Genomic DNA, 25,138 nt, shown 5'->3' on the forward strand with positions numbered 1-25,138 from the left:
CTGTATATATCACAACCCATTAAGTATGAGTATGGAATATTCATATTCACTCCTAATGGATTGTTAAGTTCTACTATTAATTCATCTAAAAGTTTTGCATGTTCTCTTTCAAGATCTTCTATTAATCTTCCTGCAAAAAATCTCTAACTTCATCTCTTACCTTTGCAAAATCTTTATATGAAAGTTTTAAGAATGTTTCATATGAATGTGCAGATACATATTCTGCGACTAACATATAATAAAAATCATCTAGTTCTTCCACTAATGTTGCTGATTTTTTTCTTAATTTTCCATAATTTTTCTTTATTTCAATAATTGAATTTCCAGTTAATTTTCCAAAATCAAATGTTATTTCTCTACCATCAGAAAGTTTAACTTTTCTAACTAAACCTTTTTCTTTTTTAGGTTCTTCAATATCATCTTTTTTTTCATCAACTACTGATTCAATTACTCCATTTCTTTTATTTATTTCTGCATTTGCCTCTCTTAATTCTTTATTAAAATCTCCCATTTTTTCCTCCTATTAAGATAAAATACTTCTAACTTTTTCATATAAATCTTTACCATTTACAATAGCTTTTTTGTTATACACATCAATTTCATGTATAACTTTTCCTTGAATTTCTTCTTTATAATAAGTCAATGAAAACTCTAATTCTGTTTCATTTTTTATAGCTTTTCCTATATCTCCACCACTTGTTTTTATTCTTTTTCCTTTAAAAGAATAAATGGCTTCAACTTCATCATTATTATGAGTTTCAGAATCTTCAACTAATATTGCTGCTTTTGCTGTTAAATTAACATTACTCCCATATTCAAATGCTATGTCCTTACATCTATTCATAAATTTTAACTGTAATTTCATAGCATTAAATGCTGTTGGAATAGGTTCATCATGTTCTATTACACCTAGCCCATTTATAGTTTCAGTCTTATGTTCTATATCTGGTAATGTTATAGTTGCTATTCCAACCAACTCATCTGTTCCATTTAATCTTATAATTGCATCTTCAATTATTGTTGACCTTATCATTTACTCCTCCTATCTTTGAAATAATAATTTTAAATATTTAGAGTCATACTCTAATCTAAACTCTAGACTTTCTCCTGGAATAATCGCTCCTAAATAAATATGCCATTTGAATTTTCCTGCTATCATATCTTGTTCAGAATTTTCTTCAGGTTTAAATTCAACTCTTCCACCAAGTAATTTATTATCATTAGTTAAAGAGTTTAGCCAAACATTAATATTAGTTTCTATGCTTTTAGCTTGTGAAGGTGTCATTCCCTTATCAACTTCAACTGTATTGTTTAGCATTATTGTATTTCCGATATACTTGAACATTCTTTTAACAGGTATCCAAACATCTTTTGGATCTGTTTCTCCACCAGGTTGAAATACAGAGGTTCTATTTCCCCAGAACACAGTTCCATTTGGTTGTCTAATTATTGTAGAAATTCCATTTTCATTCAATAAATTAGCCTCTGCTTCATCTAAATTAACTTTTTTAAATGTACTTCCTTCATAATATCCAACACCTTGCATTTTGATATTTTTATTTGAAGGACTTTCGCAAGGAACACCATCAAATTTGGCATCTACTGATTGCATGTGTAGTGCCATTACTGTTGAGAAGTGAAATACTTCATCTTCAAGATAAGGACAACCCCAAGTGATTGCTTGGTCAGCATCTATATAATTTTTTTCTTTCTTAAATGCTATAACTTCTCCATACTTTGTTGTATTTGGCATTTCAGGAATTGACATAGATGCCCATTTATCATTTATAACAGCTGATTTAGCATCCAGAGCTACTCTTATTTTTGCTGTTGAAAAATCAGGAGCAACTACACAACTAGGTATCATTGAATATTTAGGGAATATTTCCTTTAAACATTCAAGTCCTTTTGCTTCTAATGTTTGTGGATCTATACTTCCAATTACATCAGTTTCTTTTAATTTGCTAACATCTAAGAAATTATATGAAACTTCTAATTTTTTAACTGATGTTTCAGTTTTTGCTAATGTAATTATTAACTTTCCTTCATTATCAAATGAACAAGAATATTTTTCTTTTGCTATCAATGTAGATGTTTCACCATTTTTAATAATCAAATTTTCATCATTTATAATTCCAATCTTTTCAAGAGTTGCTTTAAAATCTTTTACAACAATATCTTGCTCAGTATGAGCAGTTTTATGCTCACTAGGGTTTAAAACATTTATAACAATAATAGGTTTTACATTATATACATTAAAAGCTAGGTATAATGCTTCATTGATTGTAAATCCTTTTATGTTATTAGCTCCTCCAAAATAAGTAGCTGCATCCTTTGAGTTTTGAATAAGAATAGGTTTATTAACACAGCTCATATCTCCCATGTTAATAGTTCCTGTTCCAACTATTACAGTTGGTGTCTGAGTTTCTGCAAATATTTTTAAGCCTGAAGGCATTTCTTTGTAACTTGTACCATGTTGAAACTTTGCCATTTTTCCTCCTATCTATTTTCACTATATTCATCTAAATCTATGAAATTTTCCTTAATTTCATCATAATCTGATATTCCAGTTTCTATTCTTTTTAACTGTTCAGAAGTGTAGAAACCTTTATGCTTTAAGATAAAACCATCTTTTGTAAGTTCTTCACCAATGTAGATATAAGTTTTATTTTCTTTTTTTGCTTCATTTTTTTCTGCTTTTACTTCAGTAGTTACTTGATTTTGAGTAACTACTGAAGTGTTACCTGTTTCACTGTTCACATTTGTTTCTGTACTGTTTGTAGTTTCAGCTACTACTGGTTTATCTTTTTCTTTATCTTTTTCTTTATCTTTTTCATTTTTTAATCCTGCCATTTTTCCTCCTTTTCATTTGAAACTTCTCTTTTATTTTCTTCTATATATGCTGTATGTGGAACAGTTGGAATATTTAATTGTAAAAGAATGTCATAAATCCAAAAGTCTCCACCAGTCATTTCTTCATTTAAGTAAGCTTCAATAGTTTCTAAATCTATTGAATAACTAAATCGATCTTTTCTTTCAATTGCTGATGAATGTTTTGTAAAATATGCTACTAAATATTCAGCTATTCCTGCTATTTCAAAAAAACCATTTTCATAGTCTTTATTTTCTGTTCCTAATCTAATTAAGAATGTAGCAATTTTAGAAGTAACTCCACTTTTTGATTTTTGTACAGATTTTATTGGTCTTATAATAACAAAAGGGAACTTATTTTCTTTATTACTTCCAGCATTATTTATTCTATTTTCAAGATTATTAGGCTGAATATAACTTCTAAAAAAATTAAAATTTTCTATTTTAGCTTCTGCAAATGCTTTTTTTATAGCACCTTCTAATGCTAAACTGTTCTTTTTTAATGGATTTATTCCCTCCATAATTCATCTATCCTTTCTTCTAAAACTTTTGAAAATATTTTTTGAATTTCTTCATATATTTTTTCATTATCAATCTGTAATCCCATATTTCTTACAGATAAAGAGGTTGCTAATGTTATTTTATGCCTTTCTTTTCCTACTCTAAACATAAGTTTAGGATTTCCATTTTTCCAAAAAGCCCAAAATAATGTCTTCCAAGTCATTTCTGGTCTTGGTTTTACTATTTTAGTTTTTATGTATTGTTTACTTTTTCCAGGATTTGGTTTAGATATTGCAAATTCAGAAACTTTATTTCTTTTAGTACTTCCTAAAAGAACACCATCAGTTGATGTTATTTTTGATTTTAAAGAATTAGCATCAACTTTTTGTTGTAAAGAATACCTGGATTTTATAAACTTCTTTTCTTCTTTTTTGGCATAATTAAGAGCTTTTCTTAGTGCTTCTTTTACAATTTTGTTATCCATTCCTGAAAATTCTTTACCAATTTTTTCAAGTTTTTTTAAACTTTCATCTGATATTTCAAGAGTATACATATCTATCCCTCATATTTTTGTGCATATATATGTGTCATTCCATGTCTTTTTTCAACATCAAAAACATAGTAAGAAATTTTATTAATTTTTATTTCTTCTCCTACTTCAACAGAAATAGAAGGTGGTAAGTCTCTAGTTTTAATAGAGACTTTTAAACCATTTCTTATTAATGTTGTTGAATCCAAATTTTCTTTAAATTTTCCTGTCAATTTTGGATTACTTTGTACTTTTGTTATTACTGCTTTAAGTTTTACTCCTGACAAGTTAATTTTTTCAGCAAAATCTGTAAAAAAGGTCTTATCAATATCATCTTTAAAAGTGTTATTCATTTTTTGTGCCTTTTTTAGGTGTCTTTGCTTCTTTTAATCCACCAACATTAGTTTCTTCCTCTGAATTATCTCCTTCAATTTCAGCTTTTTCTATTTCGCTATTAACGAACTCAGCAGCTCCTAAATCAATTAATCTTTGAGTTTCTTCTTCAGCAATTTCAAATTCTTCTCCTGGTTTATATAATGTTTCTTCAACTCTTATATTTTCAATAGCTTTCATTTTTTTCATATTTCATCACTCCTCTTATAATACAGTTGCAATAAACCAAGATTTTACATCTTCACGAGGAACACATAAAGGTCTTGAGAAATATTGTAATTCTTGATCTTCACTTGTATCAGGTTCCCATTTTCTGACAACTTCTTTCTTAACCATTAATTTTGCTGTTTGTCCTTGTTCAGGTCTCAATGCCATTGCTCCATATCTAAAAGCGAAACTTTTAGCTTTTACTCCAATACAAGTTTTAGCAGGAATAACTTGTTCTTCAATCTCTGTTTCCATATCTTTATACCAATCAACAAAAGAATAAACTGTAATTCCTAATGTTGGAAGATATGCTATTTCTTTTCTACCATCATCATTTTCAGGTATATTATCATTTACACGAACATAATTTGCATGTCTCATATTTAAATATTCTTTTACTTTTTCATTTTTTAAAAATGCTCCAGCAACATCAGGAGAAACTATTATTGTATCTATTACAACTCCTGTTTCTTTTTGAATTTCAGTTTGTTTTTTTTCTAAATATTCAATAGGATCGCAATTAGGGCTGCTAAAAAGATCATTTCCTGTTAAAACTTCTTTGTTAATATCTCCATATTTTATTCCTGCTATTCCAGATTCCATAGGGCAAACACCTGTTCTTAATGTTTCTATAAGCATCCATTGTCTTGTTCTAAAACTTATTTCTTTAAATTTTTTCATTGTATCTGCAAGCATCATTTTTCCTGTTTCTACAGGATTATCATATTCAGTTTGCCCAAATTGTTGTTCGAATAGAGCTTCTGCTTCATTTACAGCATTTAATTTTATGTATGCTGGTTCAACTACTTGTACTGCAAAGGCTTCTTTTCTAACAAAAATTCCATTTTGTCTCTTCCCAACTAAAGGAGCTTTTTCTCTTCCAGCTTCTTTAGTATGTATCTCAAATTTTTGAGTTTTTTCTGCTGTTTCCTGTCCAACTAATAAACCATATAAAAAATTCTTTGGTTTTTTTGTTTGTGAAATTATATCTGTTAATGTTTTTAAATTAAATATTTTTGTTGCCATATTTCCTCCCATTTATCCAATCATTATTAAAAGTTTTCTTGCTGCTCTTTTTACTTCAGCTTTATCTTTTCCATTAAAGTTAATATATTTTTCATTAAAAGAACCTGTTAAATATACAGTGCTTTTTTTATTATTAGTGTCAGCAGTAAAATCATCAGTTACTACACCATATATTTCAGTAGCAGTAGTTAATTTTTTAACTTTTCCTGTTGCAAATTCAACTAAATCTCCCATTTTATATTCACCAGCTTCAAATTCTACTTTTTCTGTATAAAATGGAAATTGTAGATTTCTTTTTAAATTACTTGTTTCATGTATTTCTTTTTTCATATTTCCTCCTAGTCCTCATTTGCTATATTCACAATATCAGCTATTAAATTTTTTGTATCATCAATTTGTCCAGGTATTCTATTGTCTATTTCTATTTGTTTACTTTCTTTTCTTCTGGTATTTAAGATATCAGTTGGATTTTTGGCTTCAGGAACTTCTTTTTCTTCTGTTCCTTTGTTTTCAATAAATTTTGCTAATACATCTTCAACAATATCAGCTTTTGATTTCCCAGATTCCTTAGCTGCATCTATAATTTCTTTACATTTGCCTTGTGTTTGTTCATTAAGTGCATCTAAGTCATTTATTCTTTTTCTTTCCTGTGCTATAGCCTCCTTTCTTATATCTTCTACTAATTCTTTATTTTGAGCTTCTAGCTCCTGCATGTTTTTTGCTCCCATGCTCTCTCCTCCTTTTTTTTCAGTGTCTCCACTGTTAATAATTTGTTTTGGTCTTATTTTAAAGTTTTCCAAGTTTGAAAATTCAGAATTTTTAATATCAAATATAATTTTTTCTGTTGCAAATCCTTTTTCAATGGCTTGATCAGCTGTAAAATAAGTTTCTGTATCCATTAATGCAGATATTTCTTCTCTGCTTAAATGAGATTTTGTAACATAAGCATTAATAATTGTATCTTTCATAATATCTAAAATAGCTGCTGTTTTTCTTAATTCTATTGCATCACCAGCTAATGCTGTAATTGGATTATGTATCATCATAGTTGCAACAGGACTCATTGCTATTTTATCCCCTGCCATTGCTATAACTGATGCTATTGATGAGCATTGTCCATCAATATAAACATTTTTTACTGCTTTATGTCTTTTCAAAGCACTATAAATTGCACATCCTTCTGTTACAGAACCTCCTGGACTATTGATATAAAGATTTATAGTATCTATATCATTTCCAAAATTTTCAAGTTCTTTGTATACTTGTTCTGCATTTACAGGCTCATCAAACCAAGAAAAACCACCGATTTGACCATAAATTTGAATATTTAATTCATTTTTATTCTTTCTTGCTTGATTTAATATTTCCATCTAAACCAACCTCCTTTTTCTTTTTATTTTCTATTCCTAATTGATCTAAATTTTCATTCCAATCGCTGCCATTTAATTCAGTAGCTTCTCTTTCTCTTGTTGATAATCCATTATTTATTTTTACTACTGAAGCTGTAACTTCTTTTACAGGGTCTATTTGTCCTGGTGAATTTCCATACCAAACAGCTCCTAAATATGCTTTTTTTGCTATTGGATTTTCTAAGAAACCAGGTAAATCTATATAACCTTTTAAAACAGCTTCTTCTATCACTTGCTCAAATATAGGTTGACAAAACTTTTTTGCTAACCATTTTCTTCTTCTACGATACATTTTCCAAACTTCTAAAAGTGCTGCTCTTGAAGCAGAATAGCTAGCATTAAATGCAGCTAGTAAAACTTCAAATGGAATTTCCAAAGCAGTTCCTATTTGTTTAAGCATTGCATTAAAGAAAACTTCAAATCTTGAATTTGGTCTATTAGGATTTGCAAAAACTAAGTCTTGTCCTGGTTCTAATACTCCAAAATTTCCATAACCCATACTTAGTTCCGTACCTTCATATGTTTTTCCACTTCCATTAGGTTTTTGAAATATTCCATCTCCAACTCCACCTATTTTCCCAGTATTTCCTGTATTATTGTCTTGTTTTATAAAAGCTGTGAACATAGCACTAACAACTGCATTCATTAATTCAGCATTTGTAAATCTTGAAAGTTGAGATAAAATTTCCAAAACAGGAGCTAATAAAGGAACTCCTCTTAATTGATTTACTCTTTCTTTTTCATTAATTTTTAATATTTGTCTTCTCCCTGTTGAGTCAAATATTGGTATTCTAGTATATTCATTATGTCTATTTTTAAAATGATATGCTGTTATTACTCCATTTTTATCTGTTTCAACACCTTCATATAAGTAGTCATTATTTTCTTGTGCTTCACAATTCGCTGAGTCTAAAAATTGAATTTTTAAATCAAATAATTCTCCTTTTCTTTGATGATATGGGAGATTGACAAAGCATTCTCCATCTATTAAATAGGTAATCATTGCTAAATCTTGTAAAAAATCAAATGTATCTTCACCTTGAAAATCACATTCAACACTATCTGCCCATAAATCCCAAATAGTTTCTATTTGCTTTTGAATTTTTTCAACTTGATCATTATCTAAATTTAGAAGATTTTTCTTAATCTTACTTTTTAGTTTTAAACCTTCTCCAACTACATTGGTTCTTATTTTTAAAATAGCCCCTCTTGAAATGGGATTTCCCATAAAAAGTTGTCTAGATCTTGCCATTAAGATTTCTTTATTATCTTCAATATCATCTTTTGTAGTATCTAAGGAATTATACATTCCCTTAAATGCTATCTTTGTTGTACTAGCACCAGATTGACTATAATTAAGAAATTCTCTTTGCTGCCTCGTAGCTTCTATTTTGTATCTTAACTCTTCTGTTCTAAGTTCCTGGTTTAATTTAATTATTTCAGAATTATGTTTTTTCATATTTTCTCCTAAAACTCATGAGGAACTATTTGAAAAAATCTTATTCCTTCTCCTGTTCCACTTTCTATTTGAGCTTTTTTATTTTCCCACCAAATCCGACCTTTTCTTATTTGTTCCAAATCAGCTCTTTTTAAATTCTGTCCATCTATTGTGTATTCTTGACCTTTTAAAACAGCTTCCTCTGCTTCTAAATAAAGTCTTATATATCTTTCACACTCCTGGACTGTTATTTTTGTATTTAAAATTTCATCAATTTTTTTCTTATAATGTTCTTTTAAATCAGCTAATTTTTTCATATCAGCTGAATTTTCTTTTAAAAATTCAACACCAGCTACCCAGGCAGAACCATGTAGAATAAGATCCTCTTCAGCTTCCTCTATTTCTATTAATTTATTTTCAAAACTTGCTATATTCCTCATACTTCAACCCCTTTTCTGTCAATAGCTATTTCAGTTTTCTTTGGTGTCAAAACTCCATTAATTGATAGTTCTAATAATTCTTCTCTGCTAAGATTTACTAAATTTTCAGGTTCTATTCTAAATACGTAGAATGGAACTGTTGCATAACACTTACAGTCAAAGCCTTCATTTCTTGTTTGGATTTTCTTCCAAACTACTTTCCGATTTTCCTGAACTTTTATTTCAGCAGTTAAAGATTTGAAATATTCTAAATCATATCCTTTGCCATATTCTCCATTGAAATGGCAGTATCCCTCTTCATTGATTCTTGCATCTAATCTTCCAGAAACTATATCTTTAAGAGCATTTGAACCAATTGATAATAGGTCTATTTCCTTGTTTTTTGTTTTTCTAAATCCATTATTAATTGGGACATTTTCTCCACCAAGCCCTTTAATTCCTATTATTCTCCTATATTGTCTAGGACTTACAAAGTCATAAACTTTTTGAGTATGGTGTCCTCCTGTATCAATACAAGCTGAATAAATTTTTAATTTATCTCCATTTTGATAAAAATATTCTTTATCCAAAACTTTATCAAGTCTATCCCAAATTTCTTGCTGGTTTAAATCTCCATGTAAAATTATGTATTCCATTCCCCAGCTTTCATATCCAAGACCCCAAGCATTAATATCAATAGCTATCCACTTATCTTGAATATCTACTCCTGCTGTTAAAATCAAAGCTTTATCAGGAATATAACTATATTTTTCCCTAGTTCTCTTAATAAGTTTCTTAGGATCTAATCTTCCTGTATATTCTTGTTCAAAGGTTTCAGCTAAAACTGTATTTATAAAGGCTTTTAGCTTTTCAACATCTCCTTTAATTTCTAGCCATTCTTGAACAATAGATTCCCAGTTTCTAAATGGACTAGCTAATCCATTCAAGTGATAACCTAGATTTTTTGTTCTTTCAGGATATTTATGTATCCATCTTCCAGTTTTTTCATTACCTTTTTTCCACTCTTTTTCAGTGAATGCTTTACCACAATGAGGACAGACCATTCTTACATTACTTCCATCAGGTTCAAATTTTATGTTACCCCATTTAAAAGTCTGTTCTTTCTTACAGTTAGGGCAGGGAATATACCATTCAGCTTGGCTTGAATTATTATATTCATCTTCTATTTCAGATGAACCTTTCACTGTTGGAGTTCCTGTAATAATGTGTTTTGTAATATCATCAAATGTAGAAGTTCTTTTTTTAGCAAGTGAAATAGGACTTCCTTCATTTCCTGAACTCTTTGGATATCTGTCAACTTCATCAAGAAATATGTTTCTGATAGGTCTTGCTGCTAACTTTGAAGGAGAATTAGCTCCAACAAAAGCTATATATCCTCCTGGAAACATTTTATGTGTAACAGTATTTCCAGAATCTTTTTTACTAGGTTCTTTAATAATTGTGTGTAATATAGAATTATTTATAGCTGGTTGTATTCTCTCCTTTGAGAAACTTCTAGCCATTTCATCAGTTGGTTGAACTATTAACATTGGGCAAGGATCTAAATGAGCATATCTTAAAATTGTATTGATGATTAACTCACTCTTTGCTAATTGTGCTGCCATCATCAATGTAACTTGCTTAGTTTCTCCTTTTGTTATTTTTTCATATATTTCTATCATATATGGTGTTCTTTCAACGTTGAATTTACCAACTTCTTTTGCTGATGTTGTATCTAAAACTCTATATTGATTAGCCCACTCCATAACACTTACAAGTGGTGGTTGTCTCAATATTCTTAAACACTCTTTTATTAATTCTCTGGTTTTTTTATACATCTTTTGCTTTTCTCCTATTAATTGGTGGATTATAATTTGCCAGTTCTTCCAAGCAATCTATCAAAGTATTTTTTAAATAATCTAATCTATCAGCTTCTGATATTTCAGTAATTTCGTTGTCAATTTTTACAGCTGTTGCTTGTAATTTTGCTTTAAATTTAACTAAAATATCAGTTAAAACATATTTAACATCTTCATCCTGATGATATTTATCTTGTAAAATTTCAAGTTTAAACTGTTGCAGTTCTCTTTCAACTGCTTTTTTCTTATTTCTTTCATCATTAACAGTTAAATATCTTTTTAAATTATCTTTCAAATCAAACTGTCCATTAGAGTTTTTTTCTAATACTCCACGATTTGCAAGTTCTTTAACTGTCTTTTCACTAAGTCCTAAAATTTCTGCAAAAGTTTTTTGTGTTACCAGGTTTATATCTCCACTCCTGGTTTGATTTATAAATTCAGTTACACATTTAATAAGAGGGTAACTTCCATTTTCTGATTTATAATCCTTGAACAGTTCTCTAACCCTTCTATCAGAAATATTAAGAATTTTTGATAATTGTTTTTCATTTGCAAGTATCATATTTTCTCCCATGCGTATATATAAATTTTGGAACTGGGAAGGAAATCAAAAAATTTCGTATTTGAAAAGTTCCGAGCCTCCAGCCGCACCCTCTAATAAAAAATTTTCGTCACAGTACCTTTTTGATTACTCGAAGTCCTCATCACTCACAGCTGTATCATTTTCACTGTTTATCACAGCTTTCAGTTTAGCCTCATCAGTTACTCTGTAACCTAGCATTGAGTTTAACTCTCTTGCTGCTGCTACTCCTGCTAATAGTGGTTTGTCCTTTCGCACTCTCTTGCTTACTGTGTGTCCATCAGGACTAGATTCATCTATGTATTCAATTATATCTACTCCTTCTATTGCACTATTTAAAATTTTATTTAATCTTGTTGCTATACTTAATATCCCTAATTGTGTATCTTGAAATAGTATTTCTCTTAATTCTGTTATCTTAGTTGCAACCTTTGGACTTCTTTCTATGTTTGCTGCTTTTGTCTTTTCACTGTAGCCAGCTTTTTCCTTCGCCTCTTCTTTTCCGATTCCAGACATTCGGTATATAACATATTTAGTTTGTTTTTCTGTCAAGCCCTCAAAGTTGCATATCTTTGCATTTTGTTTTTCAACTATTTCTGCTCTGATTTCTTTATACTTAACAAGATATCTATTTATCCAAGAGATAATAGTATTTTTGTTATATTTAGTTCTTTTTTGTATCTCATCATAAAAGTCTTTTTTCTTTTTACTGAACTTAATCAATTCTAGTTCTACATATATTTCTAAGACTTTTAATTGTTTCTCATTAAAATTATCTGACTTACTCATCTCTATGCCTCACTGATTAACTCATCTTTTATTTCCTCCCACTTATATTCCTTGCCTTCTCTTTGTAAAATAATATCTAACTTACCTAAACTTCTATATCTTTTAACTATTACATCAGCATACTTAGGATCATATTCCATTAAAAATGCTTTTCTGTTTAACTGCTCTGCTGCAATTAATGTACTTCCTGACCCACCAAATAAATCAAGAATATTCCAATCTTTTTTACTAGAATTATGAATTAATCTAGCAATTAATTTGATTGGTTTCATTGTTGGGTGAACATCATTTACCAATGGTTTGTTCTCTCTAATTATGCTTTCTTGCTCTCTTAACATCTGTTTTAAAATATTTATTAGTTCTTTTTTACTATAATTTTCAATAGCTTTTAAATCTTTTTCTATAACTGTATCTTGTGTAAAATCTTTTATAAAATAATGTGCTGCTCCTTCTTTCCAACCATAAAGACAAGGTTCATGTCTCCAATTGTAGTCTTGTCTTGATAGAACAAATTGATTTTTTACCCAGATTAAACATTGTGATATTTTAAATCCTGCCTCTTCCAATGCTCCTCTGAATGCCTTTGTTTCGCTATCAGCATGAAAAATATAATAAGCTGCACCAGCTCTCATAACTTCAAAAGAATTTTTATAAAAATCTAATAAAAATTTATAAAAGTTTTCAGAACTCATATTGTCATTTTTAATTTTATTTCCATTTGTTGCTTCATAATTTACATTGTATGGTGGGTCTGTAACCATTAAATCCATAGTTTCATTATCAACTAATTTTTTAACATCTTCTAAATTAGTTGAATCTCCACACATAAGTTTATGTTTTCCTAATAACCAAATATCCCCTTGCTTTGAAAAATAGTTTTCTTCAACATCAGGAATATCTATTTCTTTTATTTCATTTTCATCAAGAACTTCACCAGGTAATAATGCTTCAATCTCATCTATATTAAATCCTGTTAATTCTAGGTTTTCTCCTAGTTTTGTCAGTTCTTCAAATAATTTTTGATAATCCCATTCGCCTAGCTCTATTGCCCTTGCTTCTCCAATTCTTATTGTTTGTATTTCATTTTCAGTTAAATTTTCAATGGAAATACATTCAATTTCAGTTACTCCTAATATTTTTGCTGCTTCTACTTTTGCATAGTCACTAACAACATAATTATTAGCATCAACTATTATTGGAAATACACAACCAAATCTATCTAATAAGTTTTTATATAGATTAATTTGACTATCTGTACTTTTTCTAGGATTATTTGGATTTTCTTTTAAAACATCTAAATTGATTTTAATTATTTCCATAGTCCTCCCTGTTCTAAATTGTTTTAAATCTTTGCATTATAAAAACAAATAATTATATTTTCAGTTTCAGGATTAAAGTGCCTCACATTATTATCACGCGAGAAAACTATTAAAAAGCATTGATATTAAATGGAAAAATTTTTTTGAATGTGTGAAAATAGGAAGTTTTTTCTTCCTATTTTTTGCAAAAAAATGCCAAATGATTTTTGGTATCACATTTGACTTTGCAATTAAAGAGTATTAGATTTGCGAAGAATAGTTCGAGCCTCTCTATATTAGAAAAAAATTCTCTTTGTGGAGATGCTCTTTGCTGTGAATGAGTAAGGATATCTTTTATCTTGCTACGATAAAAAACAACCTGTCTGTAGCATTTATTGCTACTACTAGTAACAATATCATCAACTATTTTATAGTCAAATATCCACTCTAAATTATCTCTAATTAGTGAATCTAAATCTTGACATCTAAAATTTATAAACTTTTCTTTAAGGACTTCAACTGATTTTTCTACCTCTTCAATCAGCATTTTTCCTAAAGTTTGTGATATTGTGTTTTGAATGCAATCTTTTATGTCTTTTATTGTTATATATTTTATTGAGTTAAACTCAAAGTAGCTTTTTATAATTTTCTTTGTTAATCTGTGTTCAAGTCTAAGAATTGCTCCTTTGACTTTTCTTATATTATTTTTTTTATTGTTTTCATGACCTTTTGAGTAAAGTCTAATTTTCCAACCAATCATTGGTTGGAATGTAAAACCTGTTGTATAAAATTTATTTTCATTTTGATTGAAATTATAATATTGGACCTTATCCAAATCATCATACTTTCTTGTAAGTGCTTTGAAGAAGTAACTTATGATATTATGAAATTTATAAAAATTTCCAACTGCCTCTTGTGTAGTAAATTCAAAATATTCATATCTTACTTCATCTTCTGTTATTTCATAGTCTGTTAGACCATTGATTAGTTTTATTAGATTATCTTCCACTATAATTTTTTTTATTTCATCAGATAATGGAAAAATATTATCATCTTCAAAAAATCTAGGATAAGAAAAATCTATTTTTATTGTTGTTATCTTTTTTAATTTTTTTTCTTCCAACTTGATATAATTTATATTTTTTTTATCAATTTTGTAATTATTTGTATGATTTGAAAGACTTTCTGAAAAAGAATGAGGAAACATTTTTTTAACTCTTTCTCTTACATACAAAATATCGGTCTGGACATCAACAAAGACACAAGCTCTATCTAGTCCATACATCAGAATTTCACTTTTGTTATTTCATCACAGTTTGGACAAATTATCTCTATTTCTTTTCTTTTGAGATAGATTGTAACTTTTCTACCTTTTGCTACCCTTATTCTTTCTTCTTTTTCAGAGTATAGATATTCTCCACAACTGCAAAAATTATGACCTATTTCTTTATCCGAATTCTTGGCTTTGGACATTCATACCAGCTCCTCCTTATTTTTTGATATGTAAGAATCTTAAATTGTTCATCATTATATTTTTTAGAAAGTTTCTCATAACCTTGTTTAAATGTTCTTTTATCTAAATAACAAAACTTAGCAATAATGTTTATATACTCAGAATTTTCATACATAACTTTTTCTTTTGAGATTATTTTTATTAGATAATTGTAGTCAAATTCATAGTTCATGAAATTTCCTTTCAAATTACATTTACCAAAGTAAGTATTTACAATATACATCTAAATTGATTTAATTAATATCATACTTTTATTAAAAAAGCAAGTTTTACTATTGTAAATGAAAGTATAATTTTTTTTGAATAGTAGAGTTTAAGTGGACTTAATATAAAAAATATATAAAATAAAAATGGAGGATAAATTTATCTCTCCATTTTTATTTAAAAAATTTATTATAATCTATAATCCTAACAATTCCTTTTTCTTTTTATTAAACTCTTCTTGAGTTATAACACCTTGGTCTAATAATGACTTAAATTTTAATATTTCATCTGCAGAGCTAACTTGTTGATGAAATACTTTAGCTTCTTGTGGTTTTCTCAATTCTTCTCTAGCTTTATTGACTGCATTTACAAAAGGTACTAATGTATCTTTTTGAACATTTTTAATTTTCATTCTTGAAGCCCCATCCCAAATTTCAATGTCACCTAAAATTAATCCTTTCTTATGTCCTATTGAATTTATTTTTTCCAATGGTATTTCAATTTGTTTTAATCCAAATATTATTCCTTTATCTAAAAAAATTACTCTTTTATTTGTTGAAACAATCAACCAAGTATTATTATTTAGAAATCCTGAAGTTGCATAAGTTATTACTTCATTATCCTGAATAATATTAGGGAGTTCTTTTACTTCCTTTTTAGTTCCAAAAAAATCTTTTGCACTACATTCTTTTAACATTAATTGAATTTCTTCTAAACTTTTCATTTTTCCTCCTAATAAAAAAATTTTAATATCTTATTTTAATTATTCACTGGAAATAATTCTCTAAAAAATTTAATAACTATGCATTTTATATATGCCCATTTAAGCCTTTTAGCATCAATAGAGTTTGGAAAAACATCAATAGCTGCTTTATAATAATTAATTTGTTCATCTAGAAATTCAGAAGTATCACCTAATACAATAAAAAATTCTTGTTCTTCCTCAGGAGTCCATTCATAGTAAGGTAAACTTTCTAAAATAAAATTATGTAGTCTTAGTTTATAAGTAGTAAGATTTTTAAAGTAATAATAATTACACATATTTTCATAGATATTTAAAATTTTTTCTTTTGGTAAAATATTTTGACTAACTGTATAATCTCCATCAACAAAAATATTATTATTTCCAATCTCACTTTCATAACAATGTATACCCATTTTTCTCCTCCCTTATTCTATGTTATTTTTTTAATAATGAATTGTAGATATTTCTTATACTTTCAGCATCAACTTCATTAAGTTTTGTTAGATCAAGTGACATATTTTTTTCGTTTTTTTCGGTTGTTTGTGTAATAGTAGAACTAGAAATATTCCCTCCTACCATAATATTATTATTCCCAATTTTAGTATTAATAAAATTAAAATCCCCTATTTTTTTATTTTTTACAATATCATCTTCAGGAAGTAAATATCCAATAATCCAATAAAATTGTTTATAGTGAACTCCTAATGCTTTTGCCAATTGAATTAAATATACAGGGTTTACTCTTTTTGATTTTCCATACATTATTTCATTTAAAGTTTTCGCATTAACTCCACTTTTTTTTGATAATTGATTAAATCCTAAATTTTTTTCTTGTCTTAAATTATCAATATAAGTTCCTAATTCTTTTATTTTTTCATCCATATTTAACCTCCCTTTTTTTGTTTTATTTTATAATTTTTATTTACATAAGTAAACGATTTTCTAAAAAAAGTGTTGACAAAAGTAAATAGATAGTTTATATTTACCTTAGTAAGTATTTACGATTGTAAACATAAACAAAAGGAGGTAAATGTGAATAATTTGGATATTGAGAAGTTTATAAAAATTAAATGTATTGAAGAAAATATAAAAATTAGTCAACTTGCAAGTAAACTTAATATGTCAAGACAATTAATGTGGCATCACATAAAAAAGAAGAATAAAGAAGTTTTAAAACAAGTTGAAAGTATTTTAAAAATTCCTGAAAATACATTAAAAAATCTTAAAGTGATAATTTAAAAAAATAATCTTTGAATAGCATGACTCACAAATTACTCCCCCTAAGCATTTAACACTTGTGGGCTGTGCTATTAAAAGATTAATTATTCTTGAATATTTTTTTCATCATCTGGAATATACTCAAATAAATCATTTGGTTGACAGTTAAATAATTTACAAAGTTTATCAATATGAAGAGTAGGTATTCTAACTATTGTACCATAGTAATATTTATTCATTACTGTAGTTGTTATCCCAGTGGCTTCCATGACATCTTTTTGAGTCATTCTTTTTTCAGCCATTAAAATATGAATTTTGAATTTGATCATATTAAGCCTCCTTTAAAAATTTTAAATTGCTTTTAATATGATTATATACTATTAAAAACAATTTTACAATCTTTTTTATACAAAAAAAATTGTTTAAAACAATTTTTACACTTGACAAACAATTTAAAATAGATTATTATTAGTTTATAACAATTAAAAATTGTTTAAATTAATAAAAAACTTTTTTAAATTATGGGAAGGATATAGAAAATTCAAAATAAGGAAGTGTAATGATTAAAAATTTTTTACTTATTAGTTTCTTAATAACAATTAGATGAGTGTAAAAATGATTTGAAGTTATGGAGAAAATAAAAAAAAGAGCCACCGACCAAAGTACTCTTTTCTTTCAAAGAAGTAATTATAAATAATTGACTCCCTTATTGATATAAGTGATTATAGCATAATCACTATAATATTACAATATATTTTCTGTATTTCCCAAGAGAATGGGAGGAAGATTTATGAAACTAACAGAACTACAAGAACTAATTAACAAGTATGGAAAAACAACAAAATTCATTGAAATTAAGGATGAACTTAAGAAAATGGGCTATCCTTGTAACATCAAAGTAGGCGATAAAAATGCCTAAGAAAAAAGATAAAATACCTGAAAATTTTAGAACTATTTATATCATAACTAATGCTGATAAAACTATTCTTTTAGCATTTACTTCTGAAGAAGAAGCAAAAAAAGAAATTGATTTTAAATATTCAATTTTACCAGAAAAATTCAATATTCAACCTTGCTGTTTGAACATTGATAAAAGTTTTGCTGAAGAAATAAAAAAAAGATTTTAAGGAGATAAAAAATGAAAGATTTATATTTTATAGATGAAACTACAAAAACAATATTTGCCTTAGTGGAATTACAAGGAAAAGTACAAATGAATTTATTAGGAATACAAAGAATACATTATATCAATAGTGATATTAGCAAGAATTGGTATGAAGAAACAAAAAATAAAATAATGAATTCTAAGCATCCAAAATTAATGGAAGCAATGAAAGAACTTGAAAAACTCTATAAAGGAATGAAGTAATTAATTAAAGAAAGGATAATATTATGAAAAGTAAAGAATATATTGAAAAGAAAGTAGAAAAACTTGAAGATTTGAGAAGACAGCTTCTAAAAGAATATCAAGATAAGTTAGATAATGGCTATGAAGATGAAGTTCTTTGGCAATATATAAGCACAAAGAACATTGAAATTTGGACTTTAAAAGATATTTTAAATGATTAATTGGAGGCTTAAATGTATATAAAAGATAGAAAAAAAATAGAAAAAGCATTAGCAAATTTAATAAATGAAATGATAACACAAGAAATGATTGAAGAAAATAAAAAAGAAACTGCTGACCAGTTATCAGCAGCTAGAGAATATGAAATAAGACAAATCTGTGAAGAAATAGCTCAACAATATTCACTGATTAAAAAACCAATTTATTAAAAAATAAGGAGCTGGATAAAATGCAAGAAAAAACATTTAAGCAGTTATTGATGTCCAGTAACTATTACACATTGAATAAGCAAATTGTTAAAGAACTTGGGATAGAATCAGCCTTCCTACTAACAATTCTTATAGAAGCATCTGACGGACTATCAGATAATGAGGGTTGGTTCTATCAAACCATAGAAAAAATTGGAGAACTTACAGGGCTTGGTAGACACAAGCAAGATAAGATAATCAAAGAGTTAATTGACTTAAAAATATTGGAACAAAAAAATAAGGGAGTTCCCTGCAAAAGATATTTTAAAGTCAACTATGAAATGATTGAAAATCTAGTTTTCCAAAATCAGCAATCCAGTTTGTCGTTTTCAGACAAACTGGATTGTCAAAAAAAGACAAACTATTCTGCTGAAAATAGTCAAACTAGTTTGTCTGAAAATGGCAACAATAAAGAATATATAATAAATAACTTAAATAAAAAATTAAATCATAAAGAACATAATAAATCATATGACTGTTCTGAAGATTTAAAAAGAATAAAAGAATGGTTCAAAGAAAATAAAATTGATTTTTCTAAGAAGCATGAAAATAAAATTATTGAGTTATTAAAGATCAACTCTTTGGGATATCTTTTAAAACTCTTCCAAGAACAAATAGATATTTTAAAAAATAAACCAGGAGTAAAAAATATAGCTGCTATTTTCTCTAATCATCTTTTTAAAGGGACTGCTGAAATTAACCTTAAAGAAATTGAAAATAGAGAAATTGAACAGGAAAATTTAAAAAAAGAAGAAAAAAAGGAGAGTGAAAGAAATGAAAAATTTCTTAAGATTTTTTGGGAGCTTCCCCTAGAAGAACAAGAAAAGATAGAGAATGAAATTTTAAAAAATAATAATATTAATCATTTTCTTGAATTAAAAAAGAATAGCACAGTTATGTATTATAGATTAATTACTCCGTTCATTTTTAAATATATTCAAGAAAAAAATTAGCTAGATTTAATTTACTTTTGATATTTGAAAGGGGGATTATGAAAAATCAAAAAGAAAAACCAAAAATAATAGAGGTAAAAAATCCTAAGATAGTTGAAATTGAAAGACCTACTATAAAGGAAGTTGAGTGATGTTATGAGTGAATCTATAAAAATTAATATGCCTTTTGATAAATGGTGCAGAATTCAAAAAGATTTTCAAGAACTTAACTCCAAGCTTCCAGAGGACAAAAAATTAGATTTTGAAAAATATAAATATTGCTACAACTGGGGTAGATTATCTTTTGACCTATATTGTATAGGAGCTGGAATAAAAGAAGCACTTAGAGAACCTGAATTTTATAACAAGAAGGAGATTAAATAGTGAAATTAAGAGGTAAAATTTACAGCATTGTTACTGGTGGAGTTTATAAAGTTTTAAACATAAACTTTGAAAGTAGAAAAATAACAGGAATAAACAAAAATGAAGAACTAACTTTTGAATTTAAAGATGTCATTTGGTTGGAGAGTACAGGAATAAAAGAAGATAAAAAATATATATACACAGATGATTATCTATTAGCAACAAAAGATGAAAATTTAATTTTATGTGGAATTGTAAAAAGAAGAAAAGATGGAGTATTTGTATTAGAAAATAAAAAACAACATAAAAGTATTCCATTAATAGAGTTGAAAGCTAGTGGAGTAAAATTAATAAATTTACAAAATCATAAAATTTATTTTGCAAAAAAGAACAATAAAAAAATTTAAAAATAGGAGGAGATTATGGGAGTCGTACTTGTAAAAAATAATAAAGGCGGAGTAGGTAAAAGCTGGATAGCTTTACAATTAGGAGCCTATAAAGCTTTTCAAAATGAAAAAGTCTTGATATTAACTTCAGACTCTCAGAATAATATTTTAAATTATTCTGGAATAAAAATTGAAGATACAAAGAAAAAAGGACTTGAAGATATGTTGGAAGGGAAAAATTATGAATTAACAAAATTAAGACCTAATCTATTTTTCTTACATCTTCAAGACTATAAGGTAAAAGGGAATCTTGATGAAAAGTTTAAGAAACAAATTAATAATCTAAAAAAAGAATTTGACCACATTATTATAGATGGTTCTCCAGTTATGGATCTGGACAGAATATTTGTTGATATAGCTGAACATATAATTGTTCCAACTTTTTTAGATTCAGTTACAACAAATTCTATTTTAAACTTACTTAAAAAAACAGATCTATCTAAGATTAGAGCTGTCATTCCAAATAGAGTAGGAAGAACTGCAATAGAGAAGAACTTTTATTCTTTTTTAAAAGAAAAGTTAAATCGTTCTGGGGTATTTCTATCTATTCCAATTAAGCAATCTTCAATAATTTTAAACTTAATTGAAAAAGGTACTTTACTTTGGGAAAGAAGATCTCAAGAATTAGAGCAAATAAAAAATGTTTTTATAAAAGTGTGGGGTGAAATAGAAGATGAGTAATGAAAATAATGTAATGAAAGCATTTGAGGATGCAATAGCTGGAAGTCAATTAAGAAAATTTGATTTCGGAAGTTACGAAATTTCAGATGTTGAAAAACAACAAGTTGAAGAACATGAAGCAAAAATTTTAAATACTTTTAGAAAATATAAAAATAATTTATTTGATATCTGTAGTTCATTAGCTGAGATAGAAAAAATATTAAAACCTTCTGGAAGTTTTATGGCTTGGTATGAAAGTGCAGGTCTTACGAAAGATATGGTTTCTGTATTTCTAAAAAGATGGAACTTATATTCTTACTTTCCTGATTATAAAGATAAAATATTTAGTTTGTCAGATCAGGCTATAAAAGTCTTATCTCATAATTCATTAGGTTTTGATGATGTTCAAGCAGTTTTAAGTACAGATGTTTTAAAAGTTAAAGAAATAAGAGAGCTTCTAGCTCCACCAAAAGCAGAAGAAAAAGTTGAAGTTAAAGTTAAAGAACAAAAATATTTTAATTTCAATAAAATTAAAAAAATGGAAAAAAGAGCTAAAAAGTTAAAAGAGGAAGAAAAAACAGAATATAAAAAAGAATTGACTGAATATATTAACAGTCTACAAAAACTTATGGAGGAACTATAACTATGATTGATAAAAAAACTTTAACAGAAAAAGCAGAAGCAACTATTAAATATAATGAATCATTGATTAATGATGATGCAGCTGTTGCTATGTTAGGAATTGCAAGAATTGTTAGTTTAAGAAATGAAGTAGAGGAACTTAAAGTTTTCATAAAGGTTTTAAATAGATTAGTCTAAAAAAGACTTTATCATTTTACACTGCAAATAACTTGCTCGTGTTGATAAAGCCCCGAAACAGTTTTATTTTAACAGAAAGTTATTTGTAGTGTCAATACATTTTAGGAGAATAAGATGTTAAAAATAAGAAAAATAGAAAATATAAAAGATAAATTTGGAATATTTAAAAAGAAAGTAAGTAGACCAATTTTATATAAAGAAATTTATGGAATAAATCAGTTAAGTGCTTGTAATAGAAATGGTTCATATTCAAGCTGGGACTTAACTGGAACAATAAATGAAGTTAATGAATATGAAAAGAGATGGTGTAGTAAAGGATCAAATGGTTTTGACTTTATAGGAGTAGAAGTTTTAAAAGGCTTTCAAGGTCAGTCAAAGTATTATGGTTGGATGTAAAGGAGAAATAATGTTACTAGACATAAAAAAAGTTGGAGAAAATTTTTACTTAGTTAATGGAGAATATACTGCAAGTAGTTTTAATGAAGCAGTTGTAATAGCTTATGAAAAGAAAGAAAAAATAAAAGGCTTTGAAGTTGATTACATGAAAAATAGCTTTTGGAAAAATTTAAAAAATAAATTAAATTTTCCATTTATAGTTTTGGAAAGCTGGATGTGATTCTATGGATATTTTAAAACTAGCTTTGGCTGCTCTTATGGCAGAGAAAGGTGTCAAGAATGAGGAAAGCAAAGAAAACAGAGAAAAGGGAAATAAAAATAAATGAAAAAAAAGAAATTGAAATAATTAAAAAACCAGCTGATGAAAAACTTCTTGCTACAAAGTTTGCTACAACTCTTTTAAATATCTCAATTGTTTGTCAAAAACATAAAGAGGTTTGGGATAAAGAAATTAAAGAAAATGAAGGCTATATCAAATTTGATAAGTTCATGTTAATTAGTAAAACAAGAGCAGTTGCAGATAAAATATTTAATACTTATTTTGAGTCTGAAGATGAAGGAGAAGATGTTGAAAATAACTTATTTTATAGAGATGTGATTGGAAAACAAACTGAAAAATGTCTCAATGGAATTAGTGAAAATTTGATTTTAACTCTTGATGATATTAAACAAAGGCTTCCAGCTGGTTTCATGGGAACACTTGGTTCATGGGCTAGAATGGTAAAAGATTTAAATACTGCTAAAATGAGAGGGATTGCTAGAAAAATTGGAATTGATGAAAAAGAATTAAATAAATTATTTGATTTATCTAATAAATATATGAATTGGGTATATCAAGATATAGCAATTCCTGAACTTTTATAATTTTATAGTTAGGAGTTAATATGAATAGGAAAAAACATAGAAAAAGAAAACTTTTTAAAAGATATATAAAAGGTGCTTTACAAATAAGTACTGTTATAGATTATTCTTCTAAATGTAAAAAATTAAAAAAGTATTATGTAAGTAAAAGAAAAAATGATTTAGAAAGATATAAATATAGCTGGTATAAATTAGGTGAATAAAAATGAAAAATTTTAATAAATTAAGTAGGTGTGAGGTTATATAGATAATGATCTTTAAAGAACATAATAATAGAGAAATTAGTAAGAATTTAGCTGAATATATAACTGGAACAGAATTAAGAAAGTATGTTGCTAAAAAAGTTAAAAAGTACATTAGCGTAGAAAATCCAACTGTATTTGATGGTGCAGTAGGAAGTGGTCAGTTAGAACAATTTGTTAATCCTTCTGTACTTTATGGAGTAGATGTGCAAGAAAACTCTATTAATTCAGCCAAAGAAAATTTTAAAAATTCAAAATTAGAAGCAAAAAGCTTTTTTGAATATGAGAAAGAAAATTTACTTGTAGATTGTGTAATCATGAACCCACCTTTCTCAATAAAATTTAAAGATTTATCAGAACAAGAACAAAAGAATATACAAAAAGAATTTGAGTGGAAAAAATCAGGCTGTGTAGATGATATATTTGTTCTAAAATCTTTAAAATATACTAAAAGATTTGGATTTTATATTTTGTTTCCTGGTGTAGGTTATAGAAGAACTGAAGAAACATTCAGAAAACTTATAGGAAATAACTTAGCTGAATTAAATAGAATTGATAATGCTTTCACAGATACAGGAATATCAGTTATATTTATTGTTATTGATAAAGAAAAAAATGATAACAAAGTTTATAGGGAAATCTATGACTGTAAATTAGACAAGCAAATTTTAGAAGATGAATGGACTTTAGAAGATGATTACTCTTGGCAACAATTACAAGAAGAAAGAGAAGTAGAAGAAATTGATATAAATGCTTTAAATACACAAACTTCTGAACTTTGGATAAATGGTCTTAAAAACAACTTGGAGTTAGATGTCTTTTTAGTTAAAGAATGTGGAGCAAATATTGATGTAATAGGAAATATAAGAAAAATAAGAGTAATATGTAATCAATATGAAAAAGAATTGAAAGGTAAGAATAAATGCAAGAGTTCGATGACTGCATCAGAGAAGCAATTGAAATTATTATCTCTATTCGAGGCAATGCAGAAGTAAGAATATTTGATATTTTTGACATAAAGTATATGAGTAAAAAAGATATTTTTACAAAAAAAAATATAATACAAAATGGAAAGTATGCAATATTCTATGGAGATATTTCAAGAAAATATGACTGTTTTGCACAAGAAATAATAAACAGAATAGATGATGAAAGCTATGAAAAAGCTACAAAAGTAGAAAAAGAACAAATATTAGTAAACTTAGAAGATTTTGATGATAAGGACATTGGAAGATGTGTTTTATATCAAAATGAAAAAAGTGCAGCAGTAAATGGTAATATTGCAATCTTAATCTTAAAAGATAGCTTTAAAGATATTATTGACTTGAGATATATCTCATTTTACCTAAATTATAAAGACACAGTTAGAGATTATATTTATAAAAAATCAACTGGAGAAAAAGTTAAAAGATTAGCTAAATTGGATTTTGAAAATATGCTAATAACTATTCCCACTCTGGAAGTTCAAAATAAAATCACTGATAATTTTATAGCATTAAAAAGAAAATTTGAAAATGATATTACTGAATTGGAAGAAAAAATAAAAATAATTGATGAAAATTCAAAAGTATATATGGATCATATTTTCAAATTTAATTAGGAGGA

41 protein-coding genes are annotated in these 25,138 nt (G+C 27.1%); 18 read left to right on the forward strand and 23 right to left on the reverse strand.

Annotation, left to right across the window (positions count from 1 at the left end; translation table 11 throughout):
• Positions 1 to 121: 121 nt before the first annotated feature.
• The 22 genes from BQ2505_RS02165 to BQ2505_RS02275 all read right to left on the reverse strand — a co-directional run bounded on the left by BQ2505_RS02165 (position 122) and on the right by BQ2505_RS02275 (position 16,663).
• A complete protein-coding gene (locus tag BQ2505_RS02165) occupies positions 122 to 511 on the reverse strand; it encodes a hypothetical protein (protein WP_029491720.1) in 390 nt (129 codons plus the stop codon).
• 12 nt (positions 512 to 523) lie between these two features.
• Complete coding sequence (locus BQ2505_RS02170; protein ID WP_074016162.1) at positions 524 to 1,033, reverse strand: phage major tail tube protein; 510 nt, start codon at positions 1,031 to 1,033, stop codon at positions 524 to 526.
• Positions 1,034 to 1,042: 9 nt separating this feature from the next.
• A complete protein-coding gene (locus BQ2505_RS02175; RefSeq protein ID WP_060798645.1) occupies positions 1,043 to 2,491 on the reverse strand; it encodes a phage tail sheath family protein in 1,449 nt (482 codons plus the stop codon).
• Between the two features lie 8 nt (positions 2,492 to 2,499).
• Complete coding sequence (locus BQ2505_RS02180; RefSeq protein ID WP_074016163.1) at positions 2,500 to 2,853, reverse strand: hypothetical protein; 354 nt, start codon at positions 2,851 to 2,853, stop codon at positions 2,500 to 2,502.
• Positions 2,841 to 3,392 (reverse strand): hypothetical protein, encoded by a 552-nt coding sequence (locus tag BQ2505_RS02185; protein ID WP_074016164.1) that lies wholly within the window; start codon positions 3,390 to 3,392, stop codon positions 2,841 to 2,843. The genes BQ2505_RS02180 and BQ2505_RS02185 overlap by 13 nt, the downstream gene beginning before the upstream one ends.
• A complete protein-coding gene (locus BQ2505_RS02190; RefSeq protein WP_059222357.1) occupies positions 3,380 to 3,925 on the reverse strand; it encodes a hypothetical protein in 546 nt (181 codons plus the stop codon). The genes BQ2505_RS02185 and BQ2505_RS02190 overlap by 13 nt, the downstream gene beginning before the upstream one ends.
• A gap of 2 nt (positions 3,926 to 3,927) precedes the next feature.
• Positions 3,928 to 4,254, reverse strand: a complete 327-nt coding sequence (locus tag BQ2505_RS02195) for a hypothetical protein (RefSeq protein ID WP_060798649.1) — start codon at positions 4,252 to 4,254, stop codon at positions 3,928 to 3,930.
• Entirely contained in the window at positions 4,247 to 4,483 is a 237-nt protein-coding gene (locus BQ2505_RS02200; protein ID WP_074016165.1) for a hypothetical protein, read from the reverse strand. The genes BQ2505_RS02195 and BQ2505_RS02200 overlap by 8 nt, the downstream gene beginning before the upstream one ends.
• Before the next feature lie 15 nt (positions 4,484 to 4,498).
• Complete coding sequence (locus BQ2505_RS02205) at positions 4,499 to 5,527, reverse strand: major capsid protein (protein ID WP_074016166.1); 1,029 nt, start codon at positions 5,525 to 5,527, stop codon at positions 4,499 to 4,501.
• A 12-nt stretch (positions 5,528 to 5,539) separates the two neighbouring features.
• Positions 5,540 to 5,857: a hypothetical protein gene (locus BQ2505_RS02210; protein ID WP_074016167.1), complete on the reverse strand. Its 318-nt coding sequence runs from the start codon at positions 5,855 to 5,857 to the stop codon at positions 5,540 to 5,542.
• Between the two features lie 8 nt (positions 5,858 to 5,865).
• Complete coding sequence (locus BQ2505_RS02215; protein ID WP_074016168.1) at positions 5,866 to 6,897, reverse strand: head maturation protease, ClpP-related; 1,032 nt, start codon at positions 6,895 to 6,897, stop codon at positions 5,866 to 5,868.
• Positions 6,866 to 8,395, reverse strand: a complete 1,530-nt coding sequence (locus BQ2505_RS02220; RefSeq protein WP_074016169.1) for a phage portal protein — start codon at positions 8,393 to 8,395, stop codon at positions 6,866 to 6,868. Before BQ2505_RS02220 ends, BQ2505_RS02215 begins: the two co-directional genes overlap by 32 nt.
• Before the next feature lie 8 nt (positions 8,396 to 8,403).
• Positions 8,404 to 8,814 (reverse strand): DUF6148 family protein, encoded by a 411-nt coding sequence (locus BQ2505_RS02225; protein WP_074016170.1) that lies wholly within the window; start codon positions 8,812 to 8,814, stop codon positions 8,404 to 8,406.
• The gene (locus tag BQ2505_RS02230) at positions 8,811 to 10,631 is read right to left on the reverse strand and encodes a phage terminase large subunit family protein (RefSeq protein WP_074016171.1); all 1,821 of its coding nucleotides are present in this window, start codon (positions 10,629 to 10,631) and stop codon (positions 8,811 to 8,813) included. Before BQ2505_RS02230 ends, BQ2505_RS02225 begins: the two co-directional genes overlap by 4 nt.
• The gene (locus tag BQ2505_RS02235; protein ID WP_235817364.1) at positions 10,624 to 11,214 is read right to left on the reverse strand and encodes a hypothetical protein; all 591 of its coding nucleotides are present in this window, start codon (positions 11,212 to 11,214) and stop codon (positions 10,624 to 10,626) included. Before BQ2505_RS02235 ends, BQ2505_RS02230 begins: the two co-directional genes overlap by 8 nt.
• Before the next feature lie 126 nt (positions 11,215 to 11,340).
• Positions 11,341 to 12,021 carry a terminase small subunit gene (locus BQ2505_RS02240; protein ID WP_074016173.1) on the reverse strand — a complete coding sequence of 227 codons (681 nt, stop codon included), beginning with the start codon at positions 12,019 to 12,021 and terminating at the stop codon, positions 11,341 to 11,343.
• Between the two features lie 2 nt (positions 12,022 to 12,023).
• On the reverse strand, positions 12,024 to 13,340 hold the full coding sequence (locus BQ2505_RS02245) for a DNA modification methylase (RefSeq protein ID WP_074016174.1): 1,317 nt from the start codon (positions 13,338 to 13,340) through the stop codon (positions 12,024 to 12,026).
• A gap of 175 nt (positions 13,341 to 13,515) precedes the next feature.
• A complete protein-coding gene (locus BQ2505_RS02250; RefSeq protein ID WP_074016175.1) occupies positions 13,516 to 14,604 on the reverse strand; it encodes a hypothetical protein in 1,089 nt (362 codons plus the stop codon).
• Positions 14,604 to 14,792: a hypothetical protein gene (locus BQ2505_RS02255; RefSeq protein WP_074016176.1), complete on the reverse strand. Its 189-nt coding sequence runs from the start codon at positions 14,790 to 14,792 to the stop codon at positions 14,604 to 14,606. Before BQ2505_RS02255 ends, BQ2505_RS02250 begins: the two co-directional genes overlap by 1 nt.
• Positions 14,793 to 15,232: 440 nt before the next feature.
• On the reverse strand, positions 15,233 to 15,760 hold the full coding sequence (locus BQ2505_RS02265; protein WP_074016178.1) for a PH domain-containing protein: 528 nt from the start codon (positions 15,758 to 15,760) through the stop codon (positions 15,233 to 15,235).
• Positions 15,761 to 15,795: 35 nt separating this feature from the next.
• Entirely contained in the window at positions 15,796 to 16,194 is a 399-nt protein-coding gene (locus tag BQ2505_RS02270; RefSeq protein WP_074016179.1) for a hypothetical protein, read from the reverse strand.
• Positions 16,195 to 16,216: 22 nt separating this feature from the next.
• Positions 16,217 to 16,663 carry a helix-turn-helix domain-containing protein gene (locus BQ2505_RS02275; RefSeq protein ID WP_074016180.1) on the reverse strand — a complete coding sequence of 149 codons (447 nt, stop codon included), beginning with the start codon at positions 16,661 to 16,663 and terminating at the stop codon, positions 16,217 to 16,219.
• A gap of 150 nt (positions 16,664 to 16,813) precedes the next feature.
• Between BQ2505_RS02275 and BQ2505_RS02280 the strand changes: the two genes are divergently transcribed.
• Entirely contained in the window at positions 16,814 to 17,020 is a 207-nt protein-coding gene (locus tag BQ2505_RS02280) for a hypothetical protein (RefSeq protein WP_074016181.1), read from the forward strand.
• An 83-nt stretch (positions 17,021 to 17,103) separates the two neighbouring features.
• Here the strand turns inward: BQ2505_RS02280 and BQ2505_RS02285 are convergent, their stop codons facing one another.
• A complete protein-coding gene (locus BQ2505_RS02285; protein WP_074016182.1) occupies positions 17,104 to 17,328 on the reverse strand; it encodes a helix-turn-helix domain-containing protein in 225 nt (74 codons plus the stop codon).
• Between the two features lie 461 nt (positions 17,329 to 17,789).
• On the opposite strand from BQ2505_RS02285, the gene BQ2505_RS09010 reads away from it, so the two are divergent.
• From BQ2505_RS09010 to BQ2505_RS02360, 17 genes are all read left to right on the forward strand, one after another.
• Positions 17,790 to 17,918, forward strand: a complete 129-nt coding sequence (locus tag BQ2505_RS09010) for a hypothetical protein (protein ID WP_262360266.1) — start codon at positions 17,790 to 17,792, stop codon at positions 17,916 to 17,918.
• Entirely contained in the window at positions 17,911 to 18,126 is a 216-nt protein-coding gene (locus BQ2505_RS02295; RefSeq protein WP_074016183.1) for a hypothetical protein, read from the forward strand. Before BQ2505_RS09010 ends, BQ2505_RS02295 begins: the two co-directional genes overlap by 8 nt.
• Before the next feature lie 11 nt (positions 18,127 to 18,137).
• Positions 18,138 to 18,368 carry a hypothetical protein gene (locus BQ2505_RS02300; protein WP_074016184.1) on the forward strand — a complete coding sequence of 77 codons (231 nt, stop codon included), beginning with the start codon at positions 18,138 to 18,140 and terminating at the stop codon, positions 18,366 to 18,368.
• Between the two features lie 23 nt (positions 18,369 to 18,391).
• Positions 18,392 to 18,568 (forward strand): hypothetical protein, encoded by a 177-nt coding sequence (locus tag BQ2505_RS08800; RefSeq protein WP_187114554.1) that lies wholly within the window; start codon positions 18,392 to 18,394, stop codon positions 18,566 to 18,568.
• Between the two features lie 12 nt (positions 18,569 to 18,580).
• Positions 18,581 to 18,775, forward strand: a complete 195-nt coding sequence (locus BQ2505_RS02305) for a hypothetical protein (protein ID WP_074016185.1) — start codon at positions 18,581 to 18,583, stop codon at positions 18,773 to 18,775.
• A gap of 20 nt (positions 18,776 to 18,795) precedes the next feature.
• Entirely contained in the window at positions 18,796 to 19,767 is a 972-nt protein-coding gene (locus BQ2505_RS02310; protein ID WP_074016186.1) for a hypothetical protein, read from the forward strand.
• 135 nt (positions 19,768 to 19,902) lie between these two features.
• On the forward strand, positions 19,903 to 20,130 hold the full coding sequence (locus BQ2505_RS02315; protein ID WP_074016187.1) for a hypothetical protein: 228 nt from the start codon (positions 19,903 to 19,905) through the stop codon (positions 20,128 to 20,130).
• Positions 20,130 to 20,516: a hypothetical protein gene (locus BQ2505_RS02320; protein ID WP_074016188.1), complete on the forward strand. Its 387-nt coding sequence runs from the start codon at positions 20,130 to 20,132 to the stop codon at positions 20,514 to 20,516. The genes BQ2505_RS02315 and BQ2505_RS02320 overlap by 1 nt, the downstream gene beginning before the upstream one ends.
• A gap of 15 nt (positions 20,517 to 20,531) precedes the next feature.
• Positions 20,532 to 21,236: a ParA family protein gene (locus BQ2505_RS02325; protein ID WP_074016189.1), complete on the forward strand. Its 705-nt coding sequence runs from the start codon at positions 20,532 to 20,534 to the stop codon at positions 21,234 to 21,236.
• The gene (locus tag BQ2505_RS02330) at positions 21,229 to 21,858 is read left to right on the forward strand and encodes a hypothetical protein (protein ID WP_235817365.1); all 630 of its coding nucleotides are present in this window, start codon (positions 21,229 to 21,231) and stop codon (positions 21,856 to 21,858) included. Before BQ2505_RS02325 ends, BQ2505_RS02330 begins: the two co-directional genes overlap by 8 nt.
• A 2-nt stretch (positions 21,859 to 21,860) precedes the next feature.
• A complete protein-coding gene (locus BQ2505_RS08805) occupies positions 21,861 to 22,034 on the forward strand; it encodes a hypothetical protein (protein WP_187367079.1) in 174 nt (57 codons plus the stop codon).
• Between the two features lie 114 nt (positions 22,035 to 22,148).
• Positions 22,149 to 22,430 (forward strand): hypothetical protein, encoded by a 282-nt coding sequence (locus BQ2505_RS02335; RefSeq protein WP_074016190.1) that lies wholly within the window; start codon positions 22,149 to 22,151, stop codon positions 22,428 to 22,430.
• 10 nt (positions 22,431 to 22,440) lie between these two features.
• On the forward strand, positions 22,441 to 22,650 hold the full coding sequence (locus BQ2505_RS02340) for a hypothetical protein (protein WP_143403530.1): 210 nt from the start codon (positions 22,441 to 22,443) through the stop codon (positions 22,648 to 22,650).
• Positions 22,651 to 22,709: 59 nt separating this feature from the next.
• Complete coding sequence (locus BQ2505_RS02345; protein WP_074016192.1) at positions 22,710 to 23,294, forward strand: hypothetical protein; 585 nt, start codon at positions 22,710 to 22,712, stop codon at positions 23,292 to 23,294.
• Positions 23,295 to 23,314: 20 nt separating this feature from the next.
• Positions 23,315 to 23,494, forward strand: coding sequence for a hypothetical protein (locus BQ2505_RS02350; RefSeq protein WP_074016193.1), 180 nt, complete (start codon positions 23,315 to 23,317; stop codon positions 23,492 to 23,494).
• Positions 23,495 to 23,541: 47 nt separating this feature from the next.
• On the forward strand, positions 23,542 to 24,528 hold the full coding sequence (locus BQ2505_RS02355) for an N-6 DNA methylase (RefSeq protein ID WP_074016194.1): 987 nt from the start codon (positions 23,542 to 23,544) through the stop codon (positions 24,526 to 24,528).
• A 29-nt stretch (positions 24,529 to 24,557) separates the two neighbouring features.
• Positions 24,558 to 25,133: a restriction endonuclease subunit S gene (locus tag BQ2505_RS02360; RefSeq protein ID WP_235817366.1), complete on the forward strand. Its 576-nt coding sequence runs from the start codon at positions 24,558 to 24,560 to the stop codon at positions 25,131 to 25,133.
• Positions 25,134 to 25,138: the final 5 nt, after the last annotated feature.

Origin of the sequence: Fusobacterium massiliense, assembly GCF_900095705.1 — a bacterium.
GTDB lineage: Bacteria > Fusobacteriota > Fusobacteriia > Fusobacteriales > Fusobacteriaceae > Fusobacterium > Fusobacterium massiliense.